The organism is Bradyrhizobium sp. 154 (assembly GCF_023073875.1).
Taxonomy (GTDB): domain Bacteria; phylum Pseudomonadota; class Alphaproteobacteria; order Rhizobiales; family Xanthobacteraceae; genus Bradyrhizobium.
Map to the genome: position 1 here is coordinate 206479 of NZ_JADPKG010000123.1, position 24655 is coordinate 231133.

At 65.2% G+C, this 24655-nt stretch carries 23 protein-coding genes; 11 read left to right on the plus strand and 12 right to left on the minus strand.

Annotated features, from left to right (window positions below):
* Nucleotides 1–34: 34 nt before the first annotated feature.
* On the plus strand, nucleotides 35–391 hold the full coding sequence (locus IVA92_RS34925) for a hypothetical protein (protein WP_247275639.1): 357 nt from the start codon (nucleotides 35–37) through the stop codon (nucleotides 389–391).
* 157 nt (nucleotides 392–548) lie between these two features.
* Here the strand turns inward: IVA92_RS34925 and IVA92_RS34930 are convergent, their stop codons facing one another.
* Together IVA92_RS34930 and IVA92_RS34935 are read right to left on the minus strand one after the other, a co-directional pair.
* Nucleotides 549–953, minus strand: a complete 405-nt coding sequence (locus IVA92_RS34930) for a cupin domain-containing protein (protein WP_247275640.1) — start codon at nucleotides 951–953, stop codon at nucleotides 549–551.
* A gap of 24 nt (nucleotides 954–977) precedes the next feature.
* Entirely contained in the window at nucleotides 978–1676 is a 699-nt protein-coding gene (locus IVA92_RS34935; protein WP_247275641.1) for a ribonuclease activity regulator RraA, read from the minus strand.
* Between the two features lie 248 nt (nucleotides 1677–1924).
* Between IVA92_RS34935 and pxpB the strand changes: the two genes are divergently transcribed.
* The 3 genes from pxpB to IVA92_RS34950 are packed head-to-tail and all read left to right on the plus strand — an operon-like array spanning nucleotide 1925 to nucleotide 4492.
* Nucleotides 1925–2656 carry a 5-oxoprolinase subunit PxpB gene (gene pxpB / locus IVA92_RS34940; protein WP_247275642.1) on the plus strand — a complete coding sequence of 244 codons (732 nt, stop codon included), beginning with the start codon at nucleotides 1925–1927 and terminating at the stop codon, nucleotides 2654–2656.
* The gene (locus IVA92_RS34945) at nucleotides 2653–3690 is read left to right on the plus strand and encodes a biotin-dependent carboxyltransferase family protein (RefSeq protein ID WP_247275643.1); all 1038 of its coding nucleotides are present in this window, start codon (nucleotides 2653–2655) and stop codon (nucleotides 3688–3690) included. Before pxpB ends, IVA92_RS34945 begins: the two co-directional genes overlap by 4 nt.
* A gap of 31 nt (nucleotides 3691–3721) precedes the next feature.
* A complete protein-coding gene (locus IVA92_RS34950) occupies nucleotides 3722–4492 on the plus strand; it encodes a 5-oxoprolinase subunit PxpA (RefSeq protein WP_247275644.1) in 771 nt (256 codons plus the stop codon).
* Here IVA92_RS34950 and IVA92_RS34955 read toward each other — a convergent pair whose 3' ends face one another.
* The 5 genes from IVA92_RS34955 to IVA92_RS34975 form a co-directional block, all read right to left on the minus strand.
* The gene (locus IVA92_RS34955; RefSeq protein WP_212025333.1) at nucleotides 4493–4645 is read right to left on the minus strand and encodes a hypothetical protein; all 153 of its coding nucleotides are present in this window, start codon (nucleotides 4643–4645) and stop codon (nucleotides 4493–4495) included.
* 256 nt (nucleotides 4646–4901) lie between these two features.
* A complete protein-coding gene (locus IVA92_RS34960; protein WP_247275645.1) occupies nucleotides 4902–6512 on the minus strand; it encodes a sulfite reductase subunit alpha in 1611 nt (536 codons plus the stop codon).
* Nucleotides 6509–8290, minus strand: coding sequence for a NirA family protein (locus tag IVA92_RS34965; RefSeq protein WP_247275646.1), 1782 nt, complete (start codon nucleotides 8288–8290; stop codon nucleotides 6509–6511). Before IVA92_RS34965 ends, IVA92_RS34960 begins: the two co-directional genes overlap by 4 nt.
* A 337-nt stretch (nucleotides 8291–8627) precedes the next feature.
* Nucleotides 8628–9791, minus strand: coding sequence for a CmpA/NrtA family ABC transporter substrate-binding protein (locus IVA92_RS34970; RefSeq protein ID WP_247275647.1), 1164 nt, complete (start codon nucleotides 9789–9791; stop codon nucleotides 8628–8630).
* Nucleotides 9788–10378: an ANTAR domain-containing protein gene (locus tag IVA92_RS34975; protein ID WP_008564898.1), complete on the minus strand. Its 591-nt coding sequence runs from the start codon at nucleotides 10376–10378 to the stop codon at nucleotides 9788–9790. Before IVA92_RS34975 ends, IVA92_RS34970 begins: the two co-directional genes overlap by 4 nt.
* Before the next feature lie 110 nt (nucleotides 10379–10488).
* Here IVA92_RS34975 and rimO point away from each other — a divergent pair, with 110 nt between their 5' ends.
* The gene (gene rimO / locus IVA92_RS34980; RefSeq protein WP_247275648.1) at nucleotides 10489–11814 is read left to right on the plus strand and encodes a 30S ribosomal protein S12 methylthiotransferase RimO; all 1326 of its coding nucleotides are present in this window, start codon (nucleotides 10489–10491) and stop codon (nucleotides 11812–11814) included.
* A 326-nt stretch (nucleotides 11815–12140) separates the two neighbouring features.
* Nucleotides 12141–13337 (plus strand): acetylornithine transaminase, encoded by a 1197-nt coding sequence (locus IVA92_RS34985; protein WP_247275649.1) that lies wholly within the window; start codon nucleotides 12141–12143, stop codon nucleotides 13335–13337.
* A 152-nt stretch (nucleotides 13338–13489) separates the two neighbouring features.
* On the opposite strand, the gene IVA92_RS34990 is transcribed toward IVA92_RS34985, so the two are convergent.
* The 3 genes from IVA92_RS34990 to pcsA all read right to left on the minus strand — a co-directional run bounded on the left by IVA92_RS34990 (nucleotide 13490) and on the right by pcsA (nucleotide 16038).
* Nucleotides 13490–14464 (minus strand): quinone oxidoreductase, encoded by a 975-nt coding sequence (locus IVA92_RS34990; protein WP_247275650.1) that lies wholly within the window; start codon nucleotides 14462–14464, stop codon nucleotides 13490–13492.
* Between the two features lie 75 nt (nucleotides 14465–14539).
* Nucleotides 14540–15274 (minus strand): TerC family protein, encoded by a 735-nt coding sequence (locus tag IVA92_RS34995; RefSeq protein ID WP_247275651.1) that lies wholly within the window; start codon nucleotides 15272–15274, stop codon nucleotides 14540–14542.
* On the minus strand, nucleotides 15271–16038 hold the full coding sequence (gene pcsA / locus IVA92_RS35000; protein ID WP_247275652.1) for a phosphatidylcholine synthase: 768 nt from the start codon (nucleotides 16036–16038) through the stop codon (nucleotides 15271–15273). Before pcsA ends, IVA92_RS34995 begins: the two co-directional genes overlap by 4 nt.
* Before the next feature lie 86 nt (nucleotides 16039–16124).
* Between pcsA and IVA92_RS35005 the strand changes: the two genes are divergently transcribed.
* Entirely contained in the window at nucleotides 16125–17309 is a 1185-nt protein-coding gene (locus IVA92_RS35005) for a UbiH/UbiF family hydroxylase (RefSeq protein WP_247275653.1), read from the plus strand.
* Between the two features lie 6 nt (nucleotides 17310–17315).
* Here IVA92_RS35005 and IVA92_RS35010 read toward each other — a convergent pair whose 3' ends face one another.
* Nucleotides 17316–18269, minus strand: coding sequence for an AEC family transporter (locus tag IVA92_RS35010; protein WP_247275654.1), 954 nt, complete (start codon nucleotides 18267–18269; stop codon nucleotides 17316–17318).
* Between the two features lie 105 nt (nucleotides 18270–18374).
* Between IVA92_RS35010 and hspQ the strand changes: the two genes are divergently transcribed.
* The gene (gene hspQ, locus IVA92_RS35015; RefSeq protein ID WP_008564941.1) at nucleotides 18375–18707 is read left to right on the plus strand and encodes a heat shock protein HspQ; all 333 of its coding nucleotides are present in this window, start codon (nucleotides 18375–18377) and stop codon (nucleotides 18705–18707) included.
* A gap of 77 nt (nucleotides 18708–18784) precedes the next feature.
* Here hspQ and IVA92_RS35020 read toward each other — a convergent pair whose 3' ends face one another.
* A complete protein-coding gene (locus IVA92_RS35020; RefSeq protein ID WP_247275655.1) occupies nucleotides 18785–19606 on the minus strand; it encodes an invasion associated locus B family protein in 822 nt (273 codons plus the stop codon).
* A 261-nt stretch (nucleotides 19607–19867) separates the two neighbouring features.
* On the opposite strand from IVA92_RS35020, the gene IVA92_RS35025 reads away from it, so the two are divergent.
* The 3 genes from IVA92_RS35025 to IVA92_RS35035 all read left to right on the plus strand — a co-directional run bounded on the left by IVA92_RS35025 (nucleotide 19868) and on the right by IVA92_RS35035 (nucleotide 24539).
* Nucleotides 19868–21724, plus strand: coding sequence for an extracellular solute-binding protein (locus IVA92_RS35025; protein ID WP_247275676.1), 1857 nt, complete (start codon nucleotides 19868–19870; stop codon nucleotides 21722–21724).
* Between the two features lie 4 nt (nucleotides 21725–21728).
* On the plus strand, nucleotides 21729–23231 hold the full coding sequence (locus tag IVA92_RS35030) for a class I adenylate-forming enzyme family protein (RefSeq protein ID WP_247275656.1): 1503 nt from the start codon (nucleotides 21729–21731) through the stop codon (nucleotides 23229–23231).
* Between the two features lie 84 nt (nucleotides 23232–23315).
* The gene (locus IVA92_RS35035) at nucleotides 23316–24539 is read left to right on the plus strand and encodes a GGDEF domain-containing protein (protein WP_247275657.1); all 1224 of its coding nucleotides are present in this window, start codon (nucleotides 23316–23318) and stop codon (nucleotides 24537–24539) included.
* Nucleotides 24540–24655: the final 116 nt, after the last annotated feature.

The following is a 24655-nucleotide window of genomic DNA, read 5'->3' on the forward strand; positions in this document are numbered from 1 at the left end:
ACGATCCCCGAACGGTCAAACACAGGGGCGTGTCATGAACGGCTTTCGCAAGGCTCTCTTCGCCACCATTGTCACTATCGCCTTCCCGCTCGCGCAGGCCGATGCTGCGGGCTCCGCCTTCGACGGTGCATGGAATGTCCGCATCGCCTCCTCGATCCAGGCCTGCGGCGACGGCGCGACCGTCTCGATCGGAATCAACAATGGTCACATCGCATCGAGCAGCGCCGCGGTGACGGCGTCGGGCCGCGTCGCCGATGCCGGCAACATCAACGTCACGCTGAGCACCGGCATCAAGCGCGCCGTCGGTTTCGGCCGGCTCACCGGCACTTCCGGCTCCGGCACCTGGCGTGGCGCCATGTGCAGGGGGACGTGGACGGCGGAAAGAATGTGATGGTGCCGCGGGGACAAGCAGCCAGGACGCCCGTAAACGCGCTACGGCGTCTCTGCGCAGAGCCGGAACCCAGCGCTCGGGTAGTCCCAAATTTCCGGTCTCGGGATCGGCGATGCATCGCCCTGGGGCGATACACCTTGCCCCGCACGCGAGCGCCTTAGCCGACCGCTGCCCCATATTCGGCGTCGGTGACCGGCTCCAGCCAGGTCGAATAGACGCCATCGAGCGCTTCCTGCATGGCGATGTGGCACATGCCGTTGGTCGGCGATGCGCCGTGCCAGTGCAATTCGCCCGGCGGAATCCAGACGGTGTCGCCCGGGCGGATCTCGCGGATCGGGCCGCCCTTGGACTGCACGCGCCCGACGCCGGAGATGACGTAGAGCGTCTGGCCGAGCGGATGATGGTGCCAGTTGGTGCGCGCGCCCGGCTCGAACGCAACGCGCGAGCAGTTCAGCCGTGCCGGCGCGGGCGCCATGATGACCGGGTCCTGCCACACGGTGCCGGTGAAGTTTTCCTTCGGCGCACGGCGGGTCGGCCGCGTGCCTGCAATAGTGATCTCCATGGGGATTACCTCGTTCCTTCCCGGTTACTTCTTGCTGGCGGCGTAGCGCGCCTTGGTTTCGGCATTCATGGGATAGAGGCCAGGCAGCATGGCGCCGTTGTTCACCTCGTTGACGATCCAGGCTTCCATCCGCTCCTGCTCGACACCCTCGTTGAGCACGTGATCGAGCATCGCCTGCGGGATCAGCACGCAGCCGTCCTGGTCGGCGACCACGATGTCGTTGGGAAACACCGCGACGCCGCCGCAGCCGATCGGCTCGCCCCAGCCGACGAAGGTGAGGCCCGCAACCGACGGCGGCGCGGCATAGCCGTCGCACCAGACCGGAAGATTGGTGCCAAGCACGCCCTCGACGTCACGCACCACGCCGTCGGTGACGAGCGCGGTCACGCCGCGCTTGACCATGCGCGCGCAGAGGATGTCGCCGAAGATGCCGGCATCGGTGATGCCCATGGCATCGACCACGGCGATGCAGCCTTCGGGCATTGCCTCGATCGCGGTGCGGGTCGAGATCGGCGATGACCAGGATTCCGGCGTCGCCAGATCCTCGCGCGCAGGCACGAAGCGCAGGGTGAAGGCCGGACCCACCAGGCGCGGCAGGCCCGGTCGCAACGGACGCGCGCCGCGCATCCACACATTGCGCAGGCCCTTCTTCAGCAGGACCGTGGTGATGGTGGCGGTGGTGATGCCGACGAGGGTTTTGCGGGCTTCGGGGGACAGCGACATGGAAACAGACGAGCTCCGGATGGGCGGGAAAGAACGCGCGCATCTTGCGAGCCGGGCGCCTTGCGTCAAGGGCCAAGAGGCTAGCAATAACGCAGGGCCGCCGGGCTATTATGCGACGCGATAACAAGGCTTTATCGTGTCCCCTTGCATTAATTTATTGGACTTGCGGGCGCATTTACGCGAAGCAGGACGAAGCGGAACTCGAACGCTGGGGACCGCATTCTTCAGAAGTCCGATTTCGACAGCTCATGGCCTCGACGCTTCCCCCGCCCCGCCTTTTGCCCAGTGGCGACAGCGCCGTCACGGTCGAGTTCAGCCGCACCATCGACGATGATGCCAACCAGCGCGTGCTGGCGCTCGACAAGGCGCTTGTCGCAAGCCCGATCGACGGCATCACTGAGGCCGTGCCGACTTATCGCTCGCTGCTGGTGCACTACGATCCCGGCAAGATCGGTTTCGACGCGCTCGGCGAGAAGCTGCTCGCGCTCGCGAGCCAGAAGCTGCCTCCGGCAACCAAGGCTCGCCGCTGGCGCATTCCCGTCGCCTATGGCGGCGAGCACGGCATCGACCTCGAGGATGTCGCCAAGGCGCTCAACACCACCCCCGACGACATCGTCGCCCGTCACGTCGCCGGCGACTACAAGGTCGCCATGATCGGCTTTACGCCGGGCTGGTCCTATCTCAGCGGGCTGGATAAATTTCTCCACATGTCGCGGCGACAGAATCCGCGCGTGCTGACGCCCGCCGGCACGATCTCGATCGGCGGCGTCCAGGCCGGAATCCAATGCCTGGCCGCCCCGAGCGGCTGGCACCTTCTGGGCCGCACGCCGGTGCGGACCTATCAGCTCCACCGCAATCCGACCTTCCTCACCGAACCCGGTGATCGCGTGACGTTTTACGCCATCGACCACAAGACGTTCGAAGAATTGGACCGCGCTGCTGAAGCCGGCGAAATCGTCGCCGACCAGGTGGTCGCATGAGCCGGCTCGTCGTCACCAGCATCGGGCCCGCAAGCTCCGTTCAGGATGGCGGCCGCCACGGCGCGCAGCGCTATGGACTGACGGTGAGCGGGGCGATGGACCGGCTGTCGCTTGCTGCGGCGAACACGCTTGTCGGCAACGGGCCGTTTGCGGCCGCCGTCGAGATCGGCCCGTTCGGCGCCTCCTTCACCGCACGTGATGGCGCCGTGCGCATCGCGATATCGGGCGCGCCGCGCAATGCGGACGTCGCCGGAAATCCGATCGCCATGGACACATCGGTGATCTTGAAGGATGGCGAGACTCTGACGCTGGGCTTTGCCCGCGGCGGCGCCTTCACCTATCTCGCGATCGAGGGCGCCATCAAGGGCGAGCCGGTGTTCGGCAGCCTCGCCGTGAATGCGCGCGCGGGCCTCGGCAGCCCCTACCCGCGCCCGCTCCAGGCCGGCGACGAATTCAACATTGATGCCGCAAGCGGCGCGAGCGAGCTGCGGATCGAGTTGCCGAAGCCCGTGAGCGGCCCGATCCGTGTTCTGCTGGGCCCGCAGGACGACGAATTCGACGACGCCAACAAGGCGCTGTTCCTAGACAGCGAGTGGAAGATCTCGGCAACCTCCGATCGGATGGGCTACCGCCTCGAGGGCCCCGCCATCAAGCATCTGCACGGCCACAACATCGTCTCCGACGGCACCGTCAATGGCAGCATCCAGGTGCCCGGCAATGGCGCGCCAATCGTGCTGATGATGGATCGCGGCACCTCGGGCGGTTATCCGAAGATCGCAACCGTCATCACGGCCGATGTCGGCCGGCTCGCGCAGACTTCGGCGGGAACCGCGTTCCGTTTCAAGGCGGTCAGCATGGCCGAGGCGCAGGACGAGGCGCGCAAGTTCGCGCAACTGATCCGCAGCCTGCCCGATCGCCTGCGCCCTGCCGACACCACCTCGCTCAACATCGAGGCGCTCAGCGATGCTAACGTTGCGGGCTATGCCGTGAGCGCCGTCGATGCCGGGACGTGGCAGGTCGCCGCGGAACCGTGAACGGCAACAAGACCAGAGGCGGAGAGCACCCATGAAGACAGTCGATCTCAATTGCGACCTCGGCGAAGGTTTTGGCGCGTGGGAGATGGGCAATGACGCGGCGATGATCGAGCTGGCAAGCTCGGTCAACGTCGCCTGCGGCTTCCACGCCGGCGACCCTGACATCATGCGCCGCACGGTGGAGCTCGCGAAAGCGCGCGGCGTCTCGGTCGGCGCGCATCCCGGCTACCGCGATCTGCACGGCTTTGGCCGGCATCCGATCGCGGGGCTGAAGGCATCCGAGATCGAGAACCTCGTCGCCTACCAGATCGGCGCGTTGCAGGCGATCGCGACCGCAGCCGGGTACAAGGTGACGCATGTGAAGGCGCATGGCGCGCTTTCCAACGTCGCCTGCGAGGACGACATGACGGCGAAGGCGATCGCCGCCGGCATCAAGGCGGTCGATCCCAGCCTGATCTTCGTCGTGCTCGCGAACTCGAAGCTGGTGAAGGCCGGCGAAGCGGCCAATCTGCCGATGGTGCACGAGGTGTTCGCCGACCGCGCCTATGAGGACGACGGCAATCTTGTCTCGCGCAAGAAACCCGGCGCGGTGCTGCACGATGCCACGGCGATCGCCGATCGCGTCGTGCGCATGGTGCAGGACGGCGCGGTGGTCTCTGTCACCGGCAAGGTGATCAAGATGCGCACGGACACGGTCTGCATCCACGGCGATACGCCTGGCGCCGTCGAGATCGCGCGCGGTGTGCGTCAGGCGTTGAAGAATGCGGGGATCGAGGTCGCGCCGTTCAAGCGCGGGGCGTGATCAGAACGGATGCACCGACAACGTGCCGAACACGATCGCCGCGATGACGGCGAACGCGCTATAGAGCGCGACATGATGCATGCTCGTCCCGGTCCGACGCGAGAGCGAGCGCGCGTAGAAGTGCAGTCTGGCCTCGGCCGATAATTCGCGCATGGTCGATCTCCAGTGCCCCATTTGCGGGATTATGATGGATCAACCGGGGGTGCCGGCAAGACGTCGACAGAAAAAGCGATGAGCTTCTTCATAGGAGGCTCATTGCAGATGCATATTCTCCGCAAGCGAAGGTTCCGAGAATCTCATTCGTTAAATTCCGAGGCAGCCGGAACCGGCTCGCAAGGGATGATGGCCAGGCCAAACCCTGGGAAGGCCGTCCGATCAACCGGACGACTCATCCCGATGTTCTCGCGTTTTAATAAACGTCAGCCTGGAATCGGCCGGTCTTCTTGAGCTCGGCGACGAAACTGACGGCTTCGTCGGTCGAACGTGCGCCGAACTGGGCGACGATGTCGACCAGCGCGCGCTCGACGTCCTTGGCCATGCGCTTGGCATCGCCGCAGATGTAGAGATGCGCGCCTTCGGCAAGCCACGTCCACACCTCACGGCCGACCTCGCGCATGCGGTCCTGCACGTAAAACTTCTTCTCACCGTCGCGCGACCAGGCCAGCGACAGTCGCGTGAGCAGACCCGAGGTCTTCATCGCGTTGAGCTCCTCCTGGTAGAAGAAGTCGCAATCGCTGCGCTGGTGCCCGAAGAACAGCCAGTTCTTGCCGGGCGCGCCGGTAGCCTTGCGGTCGAGCAGGAAGGCGCGGAACGGCGCGATGCCGGTGCCGGGGCCGACCATGATGATTGGCGTCTTCGGGTCCTGCGGCAGGCCGAAGGCGTGTGCCTTCTGCACATAGACATTGAGCTTCTCGCCCTCGTTGATACGCTCGCCGAGGAAGGTCGAGGCGACGCCGAGGCGCTTGCGCTTGCCGACAACGTAGCGCACCGAATCGACCGTCAGCGATAGCTTTCCGGGCGTCGCGTTGTGCGAGGACGAGATCGAATAGAGCCGCGGCTGAAGCGGCTCCAGCGCCTCGACGAAGGCCTCCGGATGCGGCCGCGTGCCCGAAAACTTCTGGAGCGCGGCCATGACGTCGAGCGTCGCCGCATCGCCATCGGGATCCTCGCCCTGCGCCAGCGCCCGCGCCTTCTCGCGCGCCGCACCGCCGGTGATGAAGGAGATCAGCTCGAACAGCGTGTCCGGCGCCGGCGACAGCGAGACGTCCTCGATCAGCACCTCGCGCAACGTCTTGCCGTTGACCTTGGTGGTGTGGGAGGCGCCGAGCAGCGCGATGATCTGGTCGACGAGGCCGACATCGTTGCGCGCGAACACACCAAAACTGTCGCCGACGACGTAGTCGAGCCTGCTCTCGGAGAGATCGAACTCGATGTGGTAGGTCTCCTTCTCCGACTTTCCCTTGTTGAGAAGACGGCGCGACAGGAAAGTCGCGGTCACGGGGTTGTCGCGCGAGCGGCCCGGCTCTGCGATGGTCACGGTCACCGCTGGCGCGGCCGTGTCCGGCTTGTCCGCCGCTTTGGCCGCCGGGGCCTTGTCGAGCTCCTCGTACAGCGACTTCAGCATTCGCGCGGTTTCCTTGCCGCCGGGAACGCAGAGGTTGAGCCGTGCTTCGCTGCGGCTCGCGATGGCCTCGGAATAATCGTGGCAATTGTAGCCGCACTGGCCGCAATCCTGCTGCGCCATCGCCGCCATCATTTTGCGGCGCAGGGGACGGCCCTCGGCGAGTTTCATCCGCTCGGCAATCGGCAAGGTCTGGTCGTGCCACGGCGCTTCGCCGTCGTCGCCGTCGCCGGCGGCGCCTTGCATGACGGCGGCGCCCTGCTCCGCCGACAGCGGCGCGGCGGCGTCAGGCGACAACAGTCCGGCAAAGAAGCCGTTCAGCCAGGAACGCTGCGCATCGGAGAACGGTGCGCTGGCGGGAATGATGTCGAGTTTCGGCGGAGGCGTGATCTGGTTCATGCGGACACCTGTGCATCGGCGAGCTTGCGCAGCGTTTCGCCGTCATGGCGGCGCGCAAAGGACAGGAAGGTTTCATCGGGAGACGAACGATGGGCGATATAGGCCTTGAGCAGTCCTTCGACCGTCTTCGGCGCATCCTCGGCCTTGAGGTCGTGATAGACCTCCTGCCCGACGTCCGCGTCAGGGCCGAACCCGCCGCCGGTGAAAAGGTGATAGCCCTCGACCGTGTCCTCCTCGTTGACAGGCACGCGCGCCCCGATCAGACCGATGTCGCTGATGTAGTGCTGCGCGCAGGAATGGTGACAGCCGGTGACATGGATGTTGACCGGCTTGTCCATCGGAACGCGCGGCTCGCACCAGTCACCGATCTCTTCGGCATGGCGCTTGGTGTTCGCCGCGGCGAAGCGGCAGCCCGCATTGCCGGTGCAGGCGATCAGGCCGGCGCGGATATGCGAGGCCTCGACCGCGAGCCCGATCTGCTTGATCGCCGCGATGGCAAGCTCGACATTCTCGTTGCGCACGCCCGAGATCAGAAGGTTCTGCCAGACCGTGAGGCGGATCTCGCCGTCGCCGAGATCCCGTGCGATCTTGGCAAGGCCGCGCATCTGATCGCAGGTGAGCTTGCCGAGTGTCAGCGACACGCCGATCCAGTTGAGACCGTCCTGCTTCTGCTTGTGCACGCCGACATGCGCCATGCGGTCCGCGGCCGGCCGAGGCGCAAAGGCCTCTCCGGGCACGCGCGTGAACGGTGTCTTCAATCGCTCCTCGACCAGCTTGAGGAAGCCGTCATGGCCCATGCTGTCGAGCACGTATTTCAGACGCGCCTTGTTGCGGTTGGTGCGGTCACCATGGTCGATGAACACGCGCACGATTGCGTCGGCGACCGCGGTCGCCTGCTCCGGCTTGACGATGATGCCGGAATATTTGGCGAAATCCTTGTGGCCGGTGATGCCGCCGAGACCGAGACGGAACCAGACTCCGGGCTCGACGCCGAAACCGTCCTTCACCTCGTACGCGGTGAATGCGATGTCATTGGTCTCCTCGAGTACCGCGATCCTGCCGGCACCATCGAAGGCGACGTTGAACTTGCGCGGCAAGCCGTAGAGCGAGCGGTCATTGAGGATGTGATAGTGCCACTCGCGCGCATAAGGCTGCGTGTCGATCAGCTCCTGCGGATCGATGCCCGCCGTCGGCGTTCCCGTCACGTTGCGGATGTTGTCGGCGCCGGAGCCGCGCGAGCACAGGCCGAGGTCCTGGATGCCCTCGATCAGCTTCACGGCGTTCTTCGGCGGAATCTCACGAAGCTGGAGATTCGCGCGCGTGGTGACGTGGCTGTAGGGGCCGCAGAGTTCGTCGGCGAGATCGGCAAGGCCGGACAGCTGCCAGTGCTTCATGATGCCGTTGGGAATCCGCAGGCGGCTCATGTAGGAATCCTGCGTCGGCGCGACATAGAAGATGCCGTAATAGCGCCAGCGGAAATTGTCCGCCGGGCTCGGCGGCGCGTTGTCGAGCGCCTGCTGACGCAAGCGCGAATAAGCATCGAAAGGATGCTCCTCGCGCTTGAACTTCTCCTGGTCGGCGAGCTTCTTGCCCGACGCGATCACCTTGTCCTGCGCCTTGATGTGCACGGCATCGGGACCGGTGGGCTCGGCGCTCGCCTTGGCGGCGCCGCCGCCGAGACCGCGACCGACGCGGCTGATCTGCAGACCGGTCGTGAAGCCTTCGAGATAGCGTTTCTGCTCGTCGGTAAAGTCGACTGCGAGCGTATCGATTTTCATGGTCGGTAACGAAGCTCCTGCGGCCACCGAGGTGGTATCGACGGAAATTGGCACGACCCGCGAGGTATCTCGGCTGGCTCCAAGAGCCGGCCTCGTGACCCAGCGGTCCGATCAGCTTCGTTGCTGCGGGTTTCGGCTCAGCAGGCACCTGTGACAAGCTGGCCGCAGTGCAACATTCAAGTTGCGTGCCAGCTTCGACGAAATAAGAAAAATTGAGAATTCAATCACTTAGCAGCAGCTCCGGAACATTCCGGTCGCGGATCACCTCATGAAATTCGAGCAGTCAGCTCGAAATTTAGTCGATGAGATGGATTGCCTTAAAATTATGCAGAGACGATCAGGCCTTCCAACGCCCCACGTCGAAGGCCTCTAGATGTTGCAGGATGTTGTCAGCATCGAACGCCGGCCCGGCGAAGGCCCCAAATGCCGCCGGGGCTTCGTCGGGCGGGCGGCGGCCGAGGGCGGCATCGTAAAGGTCGGACCTGAACACCGCCATCGCCGTCTTGGCGCCGTCCGGGCTCAACGCCGCCTGCCCCCAACGTACCATTTGCGCATAGAGCCAGGCGGCCTGAACCGGATCGGGGCGCCCAGCCTCCTCGCGCCCAACCAGCAGATAGCGGCCGCTCTCGCGGAACGTCCCGTCCGGCGAAATCTTCAGACGTCCCGTGAGGGTGCGCTGGATGACTTCGGCATCGACGCCGATCCGCTCGGGTTGCGCCAGTATCCGCGCCGCTTCGATCCGGTTTTCCGGATGCTCGATGAACTCGGCCGCCTTCACCGCCGCGCGCACGAGGCTGGCGACCACGTCCGGATTCTTGTCGGCCCAGACCTGGCGGACGGCCAGGACCTTCTCCGCCGCGCGCACCAAAATGTCGGAGACGAAATGCAGGATATGGCCGATGCCGAGATCGACCGCGATCGAGTTCCAGGGCGCACCGACGCAGAATGCGTCGACGTGCCCGCTCTTGAGACTGTCGACCATGTAGGGCGGCGGCAGCACGACAAGGCGCACGTCCTCATCGGGATCGACGCCGGCCGCCGCCATCCAGAACCGCAATTGGTAATTGTGGGTCGAGAACGGGAAGGTCATGCCGAAGGTCAGTGGATCGGCCCCGGCCTTGCGGCGCTTGGCGACCACCTTCGCCAGCGCCTTGGCGGTGACAAGCGGATCGAAGCGGTCGCCGTCGATCTCCTCCATCAGCGCGGCGTGGAGCGCCGGCGACACCGTGATCGCGTTGCCGTTGATGCCGAGATTGAAGGGCGCGGCGATCGGCACCTTGACGTGGCCGAGCCCGAGCGAGGACGCGATCGCGACGGGCGCGAGCAGATGCGCGGCGTCGAACAGGCCGATATTGAGCTTGTCGCGGACGTTGGACCAGGACACCTCGCGCACCAGCTCGACCTCGAGCCCTTCGGCAGCGGCAAAGCCCTTGTCGACGGCGACGATCAGGGCGGCGGCATCAACCAGCGGAATGAACCCGATGCGAAGGGGCGCGGTCATTTCAACATCTCCGACGCGGTGATGATCGACTGCGCGATCTCGCCGATTTTCTTCTTCTCGCGCATCGCGGTGGAGCGCAGCAGCACATAGGCTTCGTCTTCGGTGAGGCCCTTCACCTTCATCAGGATGCCCTTGGCGCGTTCGATGATCTTGCGGTCCTCGAGCTGCGACTTGGTGCGTTCCAGCTCCTCCTGGAGCTTGGCGAAAGCGTTGAAGCGAGACACGCAGAGGTCGAGGATCGGCTTGATGCGCTCCTTCTTCAGCCCGTCGACGATGTAGGCGGATACCCCCGCCTCGACCGAGGCTTGGATCGAGGCGGAATCGCTCTGGTCGACGAACATCGCGATCGGCCGCTTCACGGCGCGGCTGACCTGGAACATCGCCTCCAGCACGTCGCGACTGGGGTTCTCCAGATCGATCAGGATGATGTCGGGGTCGACCGCATAAATACGGGCAAGCAGGCTCTGCATCTCGCGGATATGGACGACCTGCGTGAATCCGGCCTCCCGCAATCCTTCCTCCAGGATCGCAGCCCGGATCGGGCTTTCATCGACGATCACGATTTTGGGCGACTGTTCGGCGCTCATAGCTCACTCACCACCAGTGATTCATCCATAGCACGCCGGAACGCCCTGCAAAGGGTTGTAATTGTGGGCAATTGGGACTAGCTCAGGCCGGTCAATCAGGCAGTTCAGATATGGATCAGACGGCTGCGCCCAAGGTCAGCTTCGTGTCGCTCGGGTGTCCCAAGGCATTGGTGGATTCCGAGCGCATCATCACGCGCCTGCGCGCCGAGGGTTACGAGCTCGCCCGCAAGCATGACGGGGCCGACATCGTCATCGTCAACACCTGCGGATTCCTCGACAGCGCCAAGCAGGAATCGCTCTCGGCGATCGGCGAGGCCATGGCCGAGAACGGCAAGGTGATCGTAACAGGCTGCATGGGCGCGGAACCCGAGCAGATCGAGCAGGCCTATCCGGGCGTGCTCTCCATCACCGGCCCGCAGCAATATGAGAGCGTGCTCGACGCCGTGCATCGCGCGCTGCCGCCGGCCCATAATCCGCATCTCGACCTGGTGCCGCCACAAGGCATCAAGCTGACGCCGCGGCACTATGCCTATTTGAAGATCTCCGAAGGCTGCAACAACCGCTGCACCTTCTGCATCATCCCGAAGCTGCGCGGCGATCTCGTCTCGCGCCCCGCCAACGACGTGCTGCGCGAGGCCGAGCGCCTGGTCGGCGCCGGCGTCAAGGAGCTGCTGGTGATCTCGCAGGACACGTCCGCTTACGGCATCGATCTCAAATACGCCGAGAGCCCGTGGAAGGATCGCCAGGTCCGTGCCAAATTCCTCGATCTCGCGCGCGAGCTCGGCGAGCTCGGAGCATGGGTCCGGCTGCAATATGTCTACCCCTACCCGCATGTCGATGATGTCATCGCGCTGATGAACGAGGGCAAGGTGCTGCCCTATCTCGACATCCCGTTCCAGCACGCGAGCCCCGAGGTGCTGAAGGCGATGAAGCGCCCGGCGGCGCAGGACAAGACGCTGGCGCGCATCAAGCGCTGGCGTGAGGAATGTCCCGATCTCGCCTTGCGCTCCACCTTCATCGTCGGCTTCCCCGGCGAGACCGATGCCGACTTCGCCTATCTGCTCGACTGGCTGGATGAAGCGGAGATCGACCGCGTCGGCTGCTTCAAATACGAGCCGGTCGCGGGCGCCACGTCGAATGCGATCGAGAACCCGGTCCCGGAAGAGATCAAGCAGGAGCGCTACAATGCGCTGATGGCCCGCCAACAGAAGATCTCGGCACGGCGGCTGAAGCGCAAGGTCGGCACACGCCAGCAGATCATCATCGACGAGGTCGGCCCGACGGTGGCAAAGGGCCGCTCCAAGGCGGATGCGCCCGAGATCGACGGCGCCGTCTATCTCTCCAGCCGCCGCCCCTTGCGCGTCGGCGAGATCGTCACCGCCAAGATCGAGCGCGCCGACGCATACGATCTGTACGGCAGCGTCGCGGGATTCTGACGGCTCGTCAAAACTTGACCTGCGTCCGGAAGCAGCGAGGAAGCCGCGCTTCGTACCTGACCGATACACGCCAGGCGCGTGTTTTTTTAGAACGTCTGCTTGACAAGTCCAGCCGTTCGGCTGTACGGACGCGCCCCATGATCAACTCTCGGACCCACCGCCGCGCAGCTTTCCGTCGTCGCACCCGCGACGATGATGGGTTGCGCCATGTCCGACGACGCCGCTGATCGCCTGAATTCAGCAGAGTTTTCGAGAAGGCCGCACCCGCAAAGTGCGGCCTTCTTGCTTTCGCGCGTCTTTTCCATCCGCCTCCAGAGGAGTTCGACATGACCACCGCCACCCATCCGTATGACGCGCTGATGGACATCACGGCACGACCCAAGGCCGTGTTCGTCCGGGGCGCCGGCTCCTATCTCTGGGACGACAGCCGCAAGCGCTATCTCGATTTCGTGCAGGGCTGGGCCGTGAACTGCCTCGGCCATTCGCCGCCTGCGATCGTCGATGCGCTCGCCGCGCAGGCCAAGCGGCTGCTGACGCCCAGCCCGGCCTTCTACAATGAGCCGAGCCTCAGGCTCGCCCAGGCTCTGGTCGAAGGCAGCGCTTTCGACCAGGTGTTCTTCGCCAATTCAGGCGCGGAAGCCAACGAGGGCGCCATCAAGCTGGCGCGAAAATACGGCAGCCTCCACAAGGGCGGTGCGTTCGAGATCATCAGCTTCGAAGGCAGCTTCCACGGAAGGACGCTGGCGACGATGTCGGCCTCGGGCAAGAAGGCGTTCGAGCCGCTGTTCGAGCCAAAAGTCGCTGGCTTCAAGAAGGCCAAGCTCAACGACATTGCCTCCGTCGAGAAGCTGATCAACGACAACACCGTCGCTGTGATGCTCGAGCCGATCCAGGGCGAGTCCGGCGTGTGGCCGGCGAGTGATCAGTTCCTGCAAGAGCTGCGCGCGCTCACCGAGTCGCACGGTCTTCTGCTGATCTTCGACGAGATCCAGACCGGCATGGGCCGGACCGGAAAACTTTTCCACCACGAGCACACCGGGATCTCGCCCGACATCATGACGCTCGGCAAAGGTATCGGCGGCGGCGTGCCGCTCGCCGCCCTGCTTGCGGCCGAACGCGCCTCCTGCTTCGCGCATGGCGATCAGGGCGGCACGTTCAATGGCAACCCGATCATGTGCGCGGCGGGGCTTGCGGTGCTGGAAGCGGTCAGCAAGCCGAACTTTTTGAAGTCGGTCATCGAGACCGGGCTGCTGCTCGAAAGCGAGCTGCAGAAAGTCTCGGCCCGGCACGGGCTTGGCGGCGTGCGGGGCCGAGGCTTGCTGCTGGCGCTCGACCTCAAGCTGCCGATCGCGCCGGGGATCGTCGCGCAGGCGTTCGAGGCCGGCGTGCTCCTGAACGCGCCGCAGGTCGACACGCTGCGCTTCATGCCGGCGCTGAACGTCACGCGGGCTGAGATCGCCGAGATGATCGATTGTCTCGACGCGATTCTGACCAAGGCCGGCGCGGCACGGCGGGTGGCGTAAGACACGTCTCGTGCCCCGGACGCAGCGCAGCGCCCCTTCGGCGATGCGCTGCAGAGCCGGGGCCCCATCTCTCTGCATGGTGCGCATCTACGCCGCAGCGCTTGCGCGCTGCAGCTTGTCCGGGACCCCGGAGCAGGTGATGACGGAAGAAACTACGGCTTCAAGATCGACGCGCCCGTCGTCCTGCGGCTTTCCAGCTCGATATGCGCCTTCGCGGCGTCCTTGAGCGCGTAGGCGTGGTTGATCGGCACGTGCAGCTTGCCATTGATGACGGCGGCGAACAGCGTGTCGGCGCCTTCCAGTAATTCCGAGCGCTTGCCGACATAGTCGTTGAGCTTCGGCCGCGTCGCAAACAGCGAGCCGTGATTGTTGAGCTCGGCGATCGAGAACGGCGGCACGGGACCGGAGGCATTGCCGAACGAGACGAACATGCCGCGCGGCTTCAGGCAGGACAGCGAGCCCGGGAAGGTCGCTTTGCCGACGCCGTCATAGACCACGTCGCAACCCTCGTTGCGGCTGATCTGCTTGACGCGCGCGACGAAGTCTTCCTCGTTGTAGAGGATAACGTGGTCGCAGCCATTGGCCTCCGCAAGCTCGGCCTTCTCGCGCGAACCCACCGTGCCGATGACGTGGGCCCCGAGCGCCCTCGCCCATTGGCAGGCAAGCAAGCCGATGCCGCCGGCGGCTGCGTGGATCAGCACGCGATGATGCGGCTCGACCTTGAAGGTCTTGTGCAGGAGATACCAGACCGTGAGCCCCTTCAGCATCAGCACGGCGCCCTGCTCGTGGGTGATGTGGTCGGGCAGCTTGACCAGCTTCTCCCAGGGGATGTTGCGCTCGCCGGTATAGGCGCCGAGATTGTGATAATAGGCCACGCGGTCGCCGGGATGGAAATTGGTGACGCCCGGTCCCACCGCGACGACCTCACCCGAGGCCTCGTTGCCGGCGATGAAAGGCAATCCCGGCGCCTTGTAGAGGCCGGTACGGTAATAGACGTCGATGAAGTTCAGGCCGACCGCGTGCTGGCGGATGCGCACCTCGCCGGGCCCGGGCGCCGGCACGTCGACGCTCTCATAGACCAGGGCTTCGGGGCCTCCGACCTTGTGCACACGGACGGCTTTGGTCATCACCTGACCTCCTCTTCTCGCGGCTCAGCGAACGGCATCGCGCCCGCCTTGTCAACTCGACCCAGTTAGGAACGGCTAGACGGACGGCGTGCCGGCTTTCCTGCGGTTGCGCTTGGCCAGCACGTTGAAGAATTCGACCGCCGCCGAGAACGCAATCGCAAAATAGATGTAGCCGCGCGGAATGTGGAATTGGAATCCGTCCGCGACCAGCGCGACGCCGATCAGCACCAGGAATGCCAGCGCCAGCATCTTGGTGGTCGGATGCTCCGCGACGAATCGCGACACCGGCCCCGACGAAATGTACATGATCAGGCAGGCGATCACGACGGCCGCGATCATGATCTCGATGTCCTGCGCCATGCCGATCGCGGTGATGATCGAGTCCAGCGAGAACACGACATCGATGATCACGATCTGGACGATCACCCAGAAGAAGGCGTTGCCGGCGGACTTCTCGTCGCCCTCGCCGTCATCGGCTTCGACCTCGCCGTGAATCTCGTGCGTCGCCTTGGCGATCAGGAACAGGCCGCCGGCGATCAGGATGAGATCGCGCCAGGAGAAGTCGTAACCCTTGACGGCGAACACCGGCGCGGTCAGCCCGATCAGCCAGACCAGGAGGCTGAGCAGGACGATGCGGAACAGCAGCGCCAGCGCCAGCCCGATCTGGCGGGCGCGATGCGCCTGCTTCTCCGGAATGCGCGAGACGATCACCGACAGGAAGATGACGTTGTCGATGCCGAGCACGATCTCGAGCGCCGTCAATGTCAGCAGCGCAGCCCAGGCTTCGGGACTGGTGAGGAGATCGATCATGCGAAGGATCTCACCAGTCGTATCAGGGCATCGCTGAAGCTGATCCAGAGCGCGATGGCACAAAGCACTATTGTCACGCCGGTGCCGACGCGGAAATCCATCTGCAGCACATAGAGGCCGAGCAGCGCCCAGATAGCGATCAACGACATCGTCAGCCAGCGCAGCCGCACGACGCGGACCGGATGCAGCACGTGAAACGGCACGAAGGTCAGCACCACGAGCACGGCGACCAGCAACGTCGACCAGAGCGGCGGCCAGTGCAGCAGGAACAAATAGAACGCCGCCGCATTCCACAGTGCCGGGAAGCCGCGGAAATGATTGTCGTCCGCCTTCATGCGCAGATCGGCGAAATATAATGCGCTGGTGACGATGATGGCGACGCCGAGCAAGGGAGCTGCGACCGGCAGCAACAGCCCGCTGGCCACGATCGCGTAAGCCGGCACGAAGACATAGGTGACGAAGTCGACCACGAGATCGAGCACGTCACCCGACCAGTTCGGCTGCACCTTCTTGACGTCGAGCCGGCGCGCGATCGGACCGTCGATCGCGTCGATGATCAGGGCAACGCCCAGCCACTGAAACATCGCTGCCCAGTGCTCGCGCACGGCCTCCAGCATCGCCAGCAGCGCGATCGCCGCACCGAACGCGGTGAAGATGTGGACCGAGAACGCCGCGGCGCGGATCGCGGGGCTGGGCTTCAGGGAATCCTCTTGGCTGTCCATGGCTTCTGCTACCAGAATGAGACCGATTTGCACATCCGCCATTGCGGCGCGCCGTTGCACAATTCGTCATAAAATCAGGCAAAATCAGCGGGCTTGAATTTGCCGCGGGGCGTGTCAATTGTCCTTCCATGACAGACGCATCGACACTCCATGACGCCGCCGTGATCGGCGGCGGACCGGCAGGACTTGCAGCGGCGATCGCGTTGGCGCAGGCGGGTGCGCGGACCGCGCTGGTGGCGCGCCGCGTGCCCTATGCAGACAACCGCACCACCGCACTGTTGGGGGCCTCCGTCGATCTTCTGGAGAGCCTCGGCGTCTGGTCGCACTGCAAGGAAAAGGCGGCCGCGCTCGAGGTGATGCGCCTCGTCGACGACACCGGCCGGCTTTTCCGTGCCCCGGAGGTCCGCTTCTCCTGTCACGAAATCGGTCTCGACGCGTTCGGCTACAACATCGACAATCGTTCGCTGATGCTGGCGCTCGAAGAACGCGCGGCCGAACTCCCCCACCTCGTCCGTTGCGACGACGAGGCGGAAAGCGTCTTGATCGAAGCCGACGCGGTCGCCATTCGCACGGCCGCGGCACAATTCCTCTCGGCCCGGCTCGTGGTCGGCGCCGATGGTCGGCATTCGCTATGCCGCGAGGCTGCCGGCATCGCGGTGATGCGGCGCGAGCTGACGCAAACCGCACTGACCTTCAACGTCTGCCATGCACGGCCGCATCGCAATGTCTCGACCGAGTTCCACACGCCGCACGGTCCTTGCGTGTTCGTGCCCCTGCCCGGCGATCGCTCCAGCATCGTCTGGGTCGCGGCGCCGGCGGAGGCCGAGCGGCTTCGCGGCCTGAGCGACGAGGAGTTGTCCGCCGCGATCGAGAAGCAGTCGCATTCGATTCTGGGACGCATGACGGTCGAGCCCGGCCGCAACCTGTTCCCGCTGGCGATCGAGCGTCCAAGATCCTTCGGCCGTGACCGTATCGCGCTCGTCGGAGAAGCGGCCCATGTGGTTCCCCCGATCGGTGCCCAGGGCCTTAATCTCGGCCTGCGCGATGCCGCCGACATCGCCCGGGTCGCGGGCGAGGCCCTCGCAGCGGGCCGGGATCCGGGCGCGAGCGACGTGCTCAAGCGCTACGACCGGGCGCGGCGTCCGGACGTCTTGAGCCGGACCTTTGCGATCGACATCGCCAACCGCTCCCTGCTCAACGATTTCCTGCCGCTGCAGCCGGTCCGCGCCGTTGGCATGCGCCTGCTCGGCGCCATCGGCCCGCTCCGTCGCTTTGCGATGCGCGAGGGCCTGGCGCCGACATGGCGAAGGTAAGCCGCCTCACGGGAGCGCCAGCCGGCCGCTCTGGATCGCCCACATCACGCTGGTCAGCGTGACCACCGATGCGAAGGTGCCGAGCAGTACCGCAACGGAGGCGGATTCGATCCAGGCATCGTTCTGCCGAGCGATCACGAACACGTTCAGGGCCGGTGGCAGTGAAGCCATCAGTACAGCGGTCGCGGCCCAGGGCTGCGCAAACGGACCGAACGCCAGCATCAGGCCGAATGCCGTGAGCGGATGGATCAGGAGCTTGACCGCGATCACGCCCGGCACCTCCCAAGGCACGCGGTCGAATGGGCGCAGCGCCACGGTCACGCCGAGCACGAACAGCGCGGTCGGCGCAGCTGCGTTCTGGAGGAAGGTGATGGTGCGGTCGAGCGCAACCGGCAGCTCGATATGCAGCGCTGCAACCGCTGCACCAAAACAGGCCGACATGATCAGCGGGTTGAGCACGATCTGCTTCAGCACGACGCCGAAGGCGTGGACGAGCGAGGGATGGTCGCGGTCGGACAACTCGATCAAGAGCGGCACGATCGTGAACAGGAAGATGCTGTCGCAGCAGAAGATCAGCGCGGTTGGCGCCGATGCCTTCGGCCCAAGCACTGCGAGCGCCAGGCCCGGCCCCATATAACCGATATTGCCGTAGCCGCCGGAGAGGCCCGCAAGCGTCGCCTCGCGCAGCGTCAGCCGGCCGAGAACCTTGCCGGCGACCAGCGCGAGCGTGAACGCCGCAACCGTCGCCAGCGTGGTCGCGATCAGGAACGGTGGATTATTCAGCTCCGCAAACGGCGTCTTCGACATGATCGCGAACAGCAGCGCTGGCAGCGAGACGTAAAGCAGGAAGAAGTTCATCCAGGCGAGGCCCGATTCCGGCAGGGACTTGGCCTTGCCGCACGCGAATCCGACGAAGATCAAGCCGAAATAAGGCAGAGCCAGATTGAGGATATTGAGCATTGATGAAGTGTTTTCTGAAGACTTGGGGGCTACCCGTCCCTGACGCGAAGGTTAATTCCGGTGACGCCACTAGCATCGGCCACAATCCTGGTCTATCGACGGGGGATGATTAAAGCGCGGACCGCCAAATTCCAGATCGGACAGGTCGTGCGCCACCGGATCTTCTCGTTCCGGGGCGTGATCTTCGACATCGATCCGGAATTCAACAACACCGAGGAGTGGTGGCTCTCGATTCCCGAGGAGGTGCGGCCCCACAAGGACCAGCCGTTCTATCACCTGCTCGCGGAGAACGCGGAATCGGAATACGTCGCCTATGTCTCGGAGCAGAATCTGTTGCCCGACGATTCCGGCGAGCCGGTCCGGCATTCACAGGTTGCCGAGATCTTCATCAAGGACAAAGCCGGCGGCTATCGCCCGCGCAATCCGTCGCTGAACTGAAATTCGCCGCCAGCAAGCGGCCCGCAAAAAAGGCGCTCAAACCGAGCGCCTTTTTCGTGTTTGGGATGTGGTCCCGATTACTTCTGACCAGCCGCAGCTGTGCCGGGAGGCATGCCCTGCTGCTCGAGCTTCTTGCGCTGCTCCTCCGCCTTCTTCTGAAGCTCTTCCTGAAGCTTCTTCTGGGTTTCCTCGAACACCTTCGGGTCGGTCGGCGGACCGTCATAGGCCTTCTGGAATTCGCCGGCGAGCGGCAGCGGCAGGGTCAGCGGCGCGCCGTTGGCATTGATCGCCTGGACAACGAGGTTCTGGCCCTTCTTCATGCTGTTGATGAGCTCGGGCGTGGCCTCGTAATCGGACATGCAGCCGTTCTGGAAGCAGATCACGTAGGGCTGCTGCAGCGGCGCGTTGCTGTCCACGATGATGCGGGTGCCGTGCACGAGCTGCATGCCGAGCGGCAGCGTCACACGCAGAATCTTCTTGGGTTCGCCTTCGGGCTCGATGATCACGGCGGCGATGACCGGCTGGCCCGACTCGATGCGGCCGTCCTTGCCGGTGAAGCAGACCTGCTTGGCGTTGGCGTCCTGGCCCTTCAGGCAGAACTTGGTCCAGGGGGCATAGATCAGCTGGATCTGCTGATCGGCCGGCTGGGCTGCGCCCTGCTGCTGGCCGCCCTGCGCCGGAGCCTGCTGGGCCTGCGGTGAGGCCGCCGGCGCCGGAGCCTTGGGGGCAGCCTTCGGCGCCGCTTTCGGGGCCGGAGTCGCCTTGGGCGCGGGCGCGCCAGGAGCTGGTGCGGGAGCTTGGGCCTCAGCGGCAAACGGAACGGCCAACGCCGTCGCCGTCAACAGGGCGAGAAGTCGCCCGCGCGGCCGGACGGACGCGGCCAAGTAACGGAAATTCATTGCGGAAAACCCTTTCTGAACGGGAAGTGCCCGAACCGCTCCGAAGCGCCGAACCTGGCCGCCTTGGGCGCGGCTCTCTTCCCGTCAATTGAGGCGGATAAGTGACGGGCTCGGCGCTCTTGCGCGATTGACCGCCTTCTTAACGTGGCCGACGAAAAGATCAATGCCGACAGCCATCTTTGGCCACACCCACAGCTGCGCCCAGGGGAAATTCCCTGTGATAGGATTCAGGCCTGCCGGTCCTCGAATCAACGTGTGCCGATGTTCATGTTCCAGCGCCTCTTCGAGGGCCCCGGACTCCGCCTTTGCCGTCTCGCCCCGGCCCTCGTTTTGGCCCTCTCCGTCGGATTGTCGGCAGGCGGCGCGTGTGCCGAGGAAGCCCATGCCATTGCCATGCACGGCAAGCCGGCGATACCTGCCGATTTCACCCACATGCCCTACGTCAATCCGGATGCCCCCAAAGGCGGACGCATGACGTGGGGCGTTCTCGGCACCTTCGACAGCCTCAATCCTTTCATCGTGAAGGGGTTGGCCGTGCAGCAGGTGCGGAGCTACGTGGTCGAGAGCCTGCTCGCGCGCGGCCAGGACGAGCCGTTCACGCTTTATGGCCTGCTCGCCAGGACCGTCGAAACCAACGACGACAGGACCTTTGTCACGTTCCACCTCGATCCGCGCGCCCACTTCTCCGACGGCAAACCCGTGCTGGCTGAAGACGTGCTCTTCTCCTGGCAGCTCCTGCGCGACCACGGCCGTCCCAATCACCGGCAATATTACGCCAAGGTCGCAAAGGCCGAGGCGCCCGACCCCCTCACCGTCCGCTTCGACCTCTCTGGCGCCAATGACCGCGAGTTGCCACTGATCCTCGGCCTGATGCCAATCCTGCCCAAGCATGCGGTGGACCTCGCCAGCTTCGAGGAGACAACGCTGACGGGCCCGATCGGCTCGGGCCCCTATCGCGTCACGGCGGTGAGGCCCGGCGCCAGCGTGACGCTGACCCGCAATCCCGACTATTGGGGCCGTGATTTGCCGATCAATCGCGGGTTCTACAATTTCGACGAGATCAGGCTCGACTATTTTCGCGAGGCCAACGGCCAGTTCGAGGCCTTCAAGCGCGGCCTCTATGATTTCCGTGTCGAGCACGAGCCGCTGCGCTGGCACGACGGCTATGATTTTCCCGCTGCACGAAGCGGTGAAGTGATCCGCGATACCGTCAAGCCGGGGGTGCCGCAGCCTTCCGAATTCCTGGTATTCAACACCCGCCGACCGATCTTCGCCGACATCCGCGTGCGCAAGGCGCTGACGCTGCTGTTCGATTTCGAGTTGGTCAACCGCAATTATTTCTTCGGCCTCTATTCGCGCGTCGCCGGCTATTTCGCCGGCTCGGAACTATCGGCCTACGGCCGGCCTGCGGATGCGCGTGAGCGTGAGCTGCTGAATCCCTTCGCCGCCGGGATCCCGCCCGACATCATGGACGGCAGCTACCGCCTGCCGGTCACCGACGGCTCGGGTCGCGACCGCGCGACACTGCGCGCCGCGCTGAAACTGTTGTCGGAGGCCGGCTACGATCTCGACGGAACCGTGCTGCGCAACCGCGCGACCAAGGCGCCCTTCACCTTCGAGATCATGGTCACAACCCGCGACCAGGAGCGCATCGCGCTCTCCTTCCAGCGCGACCTCAAGCGCGCCGGCATCGAGCCGACCGTGCGCTCGGTCGATCCCGTGCAGTTCGATCAGCGCCGACTCGCTTACGAGTTCGACATGATCCAGAACCGCTGGGACCAGTCGCTGTCCCCCGGCAACGAGCAGTATTTCTATTGGGGCAGCGCTGCCGCCGACAATCCGGGGACCCGCAACTACATGGGCGCCAGGGATCCCGCCGTCGATGCCATGATAGCCGCTCTGCTGGAGGCCCGTGAACATGCGGATTTCGTCTCGGCGGTGCGCGCGCTCGACCGCTCCTTGGTCGCGGGCTTCTACACAATCCCCTTGTTTAACGTATCCGAGCAATGGATCGCGCGCTGGAATCGGATAGAACGGCCCAAGGCCACTTCGCTGTCCGGCTATCTGCCGGAGACCTGGTGGTCGAAGGGGCAGCCGGAAGCTCATCAAGCAAAGTGACGCCGTGAACCAGCCAGCAATATCGCCGACGCTCGACACGCTGTTTCAGCGCACGCTGACCCGGCAGCCGCACGCGCCGGCTCTGCTCGATCCCCTCAACAAGACGCACGTGACCGGGCACCAGCCGCGGCGGATGAGCTACGCCGAGGCCGATACGGCGATCGAGGCGCTGTCGGCGCATTTCGTCGAATCCGGCCTGCCGGCCAATACCGTCATCGCGATCCAGCTGCCCAACACGGTCGAATTCGTGCTGACGGTGCTCGCCGCCCACCGCGCGGGCCTCGTCGTCGCCGTGCTGCCGCTGCTGTGGCGGCATGCGGAACTGACCGCCGCGCTCAACCGCACCGCGGCGCGCGCCATCGTCACCATGAGCACGGTCGATGGCGTCAGCTATGCCGACCTGGCGATGCAAGCAGCGGCAGAAGCATTCTCGATCCGTCACGTCTGCGGCTTCGGCACCGATCTGCCCGAGGGCATGGCTTCGCTCGACGACGTGCTGGCCCGCCCGCCCGGCAGCACGCGCACCGTGATCCAGGACGGCCGCAAGGCGGCGATGATCTCTTTCGACGTCACCGCGGAAGGTTTTCGCCCGGTGCCGCGGCCGCATTTCAGCCTGATCGCCGGTGGCCTCGCGATGTCGCTCGAGGCCGACGTCAAGCAGGGCGCGACCGTGATGGCGGCGTTCGCGCCGATGTCGTTCGCGGGGCTAGCCTCTTCGCTGGCGGTCTGGCTGCTCTCGGGCGGCACGCTGGCGCTGCATCATCCCTTCGAGAGCGAGGTGCTGGAGCAGCAGATCAACCAGCACGAATGCGAGGTGCTGATCGCGCCTGCCCAGCTCGCGCTACGCCTCGGCGATTCCGATCTCGCCGCGCGGATGCCGACCTTGCGCAACGTCATCGGCCTCTGGCGCGCGCCCGAGCAGGTCGCCGCAAGCGATGCCTGGATAGCGCCGCATGCGCGGCTGACGGATGTCTATCTGTTCGGCGAGGCTGGCCTGTTCGGCGCCCGCCGCGGCGAGGACGGCATGCCTGTCGCGGTGATGCCGGGGCCGCACGGCGCCCCGCGCGAGCAGTCCGGCTCCTCCATCGCGGGCGAGATCCTGCTGACCCCGAAGGGCACGCTCGGCCTGCGCGGGCCGATGGTGCCGATCGCAGCCTACGCGCCGCCGCAGCCGGTCGGCGACACGCTGGTCGCGCAGCCGCCGCGCGACTATGTCGATACCGGCTATGCCGCGCGGCTCGACCGTCCGAGCGGCGCAATCTGCATCACCGCGCCGCCCTCCGGCATCATGGCCGTCGGCGGCTACCGCTTCCTCTCCAACGATCTCCAAGAATGGGCTCGCCGCCTCGGTCAGGGTGCCCTGCTCACCGCCCTGCCCGACCGCCTCTCCGGCCATCGGCTGGCAGGCCGGGCCCACGACAACGCCCGCGCCCGCGACGCGCTCAGCGAGCTCGGGCTCAACCCCCTGATGGTCGAGGCTTTTCGCGACCGCTCGGGGCAGGTCTAGGATCAGTTTCAGCCGTTCCGTTGACGCTGCATTAAGGCAGCCAAACTAGATTGTGCGGCATCTGTCGCGTGATCAGAGTTTGCAATGTCCCAGGCGGGCCCGATCCTGTTTGTGTCCAATGCCGAACGGCCGCCCTTCATTGCGGCGCTGGACGAGGCCCGGCTCTTTCCCGTGGTCGACACCGACTGGGCCAGCGTCGCACGCGCGGTCGAGCAGGTGCAGCCGGCCGCCGTTCTCGCGGCGATGCATGCCGGACACGAGCCGCACATGGCTCCGCTCGCGAAGAAGATTGCGAGCCAGTCACCCTACCTTCCCTTCGTAGCCATGGATGCCGCGGGCACGCTGCCGCACAACGCCCTGCCCTTCGCCTCACGCGGCGCCAATCCCGACCGCCTGATCGCGCGGCTCCGCGCCGCGCTGCGTGTGCGCACCCTTCACGCCACCGTGCTGCGCCGGCTGCCGGAAGCGACGGTCCCGTTGCCGGCGGCCGATCCCGCACGCGATGCCACCGTGCTCCTGATCGGCCGCGGCGCGGCCTATCCTGCGCTGTCGGTCGCGCTCGGCGAACGCATCGGCGTCATCGGCGCGCTCTCGATCGAAGCCGCCGCCAAGCATCTCAACACCCGCGACCTCGATGGCGTCGTGCTCGCCGAAGGCTTTACGGCGCGCGTCACCGATGCCTTCCTGACGGTGCTCGCCGAGGACACCCGCTTCCGTAGCCTGCCCGTCGTCGTCACCGCACACCAGCTCGCGCAAAGTTACGATCTGCCCAATCTCGAACTGATCTCCGGCGAGCCGGTGAAGGTCGCTGCCAATGCACTGCCACTAATCCGCCAGCATGCGATGGAAGCACAGCTGAGCCGCACGCTGCGCTCGATCGACGCCGGCGGCTGGATCGATCCACGCAGCGGCCTACTCACCGTGGAAGCCTTCGCCCGAGATTTTGCCAAGGCGGTCGAACAGACCTTGGCCCGCGGCGGCGGCCTCTCTGTTGCCCGCTTCGCCTTCGATCCCAATAATCCCCGTGCCCAGCTCGATGCCGCGCGGATCCTCAGCCGCCTGATGCGGCAGATGGATTTTGGCGCGGCGCAGAAGGACGGTTCGGTGATCGTGGTGTTCGCGGAGACCGACTTCCGCACCGCGCATATGATCGCGCGTCGTCTGTCGGCGGTGATGCGGCACACCGCGAACGGCAAGCACGAGATGCGCAGCGATCCCGTGGTCAGCGTGGATTCGCTGTCGGCATCGGATACGGCGCGCTCGCTCCTTGGGCGGCTGTCCGCCGATGCGTCGCGGGCGGCGTCGTAGTTTTTAGCGAGCCGCTTCAACAAGCCCCGTTATTGCGAGCCAACGGGTCCGCGCGAAGCGCGGCCCGATGACAGGCTCCGCGAAGCAATCCAGGCTCTCTCCGCGGAGCGATTCTG

Coding starts and splice junctions, on each gene's coding strand:
- IVA92_RS34925 (WP_247275639.1), top strand. CDS start 35: ATGAACGGCTTTCGCAAGGCTCTCTTCGCCACCATTGTCACTATCGCC.
- IVA92_RS34930 (WP_247275640.1), bottom strand. CDS start 953: ATGGAGATCACTATTGCAGGCACGCGGCCGACCCGCCGTGCGCCGAAG.
- IVA92_RS34935 (WP_247275641.1), bottom strand. CDS start 1,676: ATGTCGCTGTCCCCCGAAGCCCGCAAAACCCTCGTCGGCATCACCACC.
- pxpB (WP_247275642.1), top strand. CDS start 1,925: ATGGCCTCGACGCTTCCCCCGCCCCGCCTTTTGCCCAGTGGCGACAGC.
- IVA92_RS34945 (WP_247275643.1), top strand. CDS start 2,653: ATGAGCCGGCTCGTCGTCACCAGCATCGGGCCCGCAAGCTCCGTTCAG.
- IVA92_RS34950 (WP_247275644.1), top strand. CDS start 3,722: ATGAAGACAGTCGATCTCAATTGCGACCTCGGCGAAGGTTTTGGCGCG.
- IVA92_RS34955 (WP_212025333.1), bottom strand. CDS start 4,645: ATGCGCGAATTATCGGCCGAGGCCAGACTGCACTTCTACGCGCGCTCG.
- IVA92_RS34960 (WP_247275645.1), bottom strand. CDS start 6,512: ATGAACCAGATCACGCCTCCGCCGAAACTCGACATCATTCCCGCCAGC.
- IVA92_RS34965 (WP_247275646.1), bottom strand. CDS start 8,290: ATGAAAATCGATACGCTCGCAGTCGACTTTACCGACGAGCAGAAACGC.
- IVA92_RS34970 (WP_247275647.1), bottom strand. CDS start 9,791: ATGACCGCGCCCCTTCGCATCGGGTTCATTCCGCTGGTTGATGCCGCC.
- IVA92_RS34975 (WP_008564898.1), bottom strand. CDS start 10,378: ATGAGCGCCGAACAGTCGCCCAAAATCGTGATCGTCGATGAAAGCCCG.
- rimO (WP_247275648.1), top strand. CDS start 10,489: ATGGATCAGACGGCTGCGCCCAAGGTCAGCTTCGTGTCGCTCGGGTGT.
- IVA92_RS34985 (WP_247275649.1), top strand. CDS start 12,141: ATGACCACCGCCACCCATCCGTATGACGCGCTGATGGACATCACGGCA.
- IVA92_RS34990 (WP_247275650.1), bottom strand. CDS start 14,464: ATGACCAAAGCCGTCCGTGTGCACAAGGTCGGAGGCCCCGAAGCCCTG.
- IVA92_RS34995 (WP_247275651.1), bottom strand. CDS start 15,274: ATGATCGATCTCCTCACCAGTCCCGAAGCCTGGGCTGCGCTGCTGACA.
- pcsA (WP_247275652.1), bottom strand. CDS start 16,038: ATGGCGGATGTGCAAATCGGTCTCATTCTGGTAGCAGAAGCCATGGAC.
- IVA92_RS35005 (WP_247275653.1), top strand. CDS start 16,125: ATGACAGACGCATCGACACTCCATGACGCCGCCGTGATCGGCGGCGGA.
- IVA92_RS35010 (WP_247275654.1), bottom strand. CDS start 18,269: ATGCTCAATATCCTCAATCTGGCTCTGCCTTATTTCGGCTTGATCTTC.
- hspQ (WP_008564941.1), top strand. CDS start 18,375: ATGATTAAAGCGCGGACCGCCAAATTCCAGATCGGACAGGTCGTGCGC.
- IVA92_RS35020 (WP_247275655.1), bottom strand. CDS start 19,606: ATGAATTTCCGTTACTTGGCCGCGTCCGTCCGGCCGCGCGGGCGACTT.
- IVA92_RS35025 (WP_247275676.1), top strand. CDS start 19,868: ATGTTCATGTTCCAGCGCCTCTTCGAGGGCCCCGGACTCCGCCTTTGC.
- IVA92_RS35035 (WP_247275657.1), top strand. CDS start 23,316: ATGTCCCAGGCGGGCCCGATCCTGTTTGTGTCCAATGCCGAACGGCCG.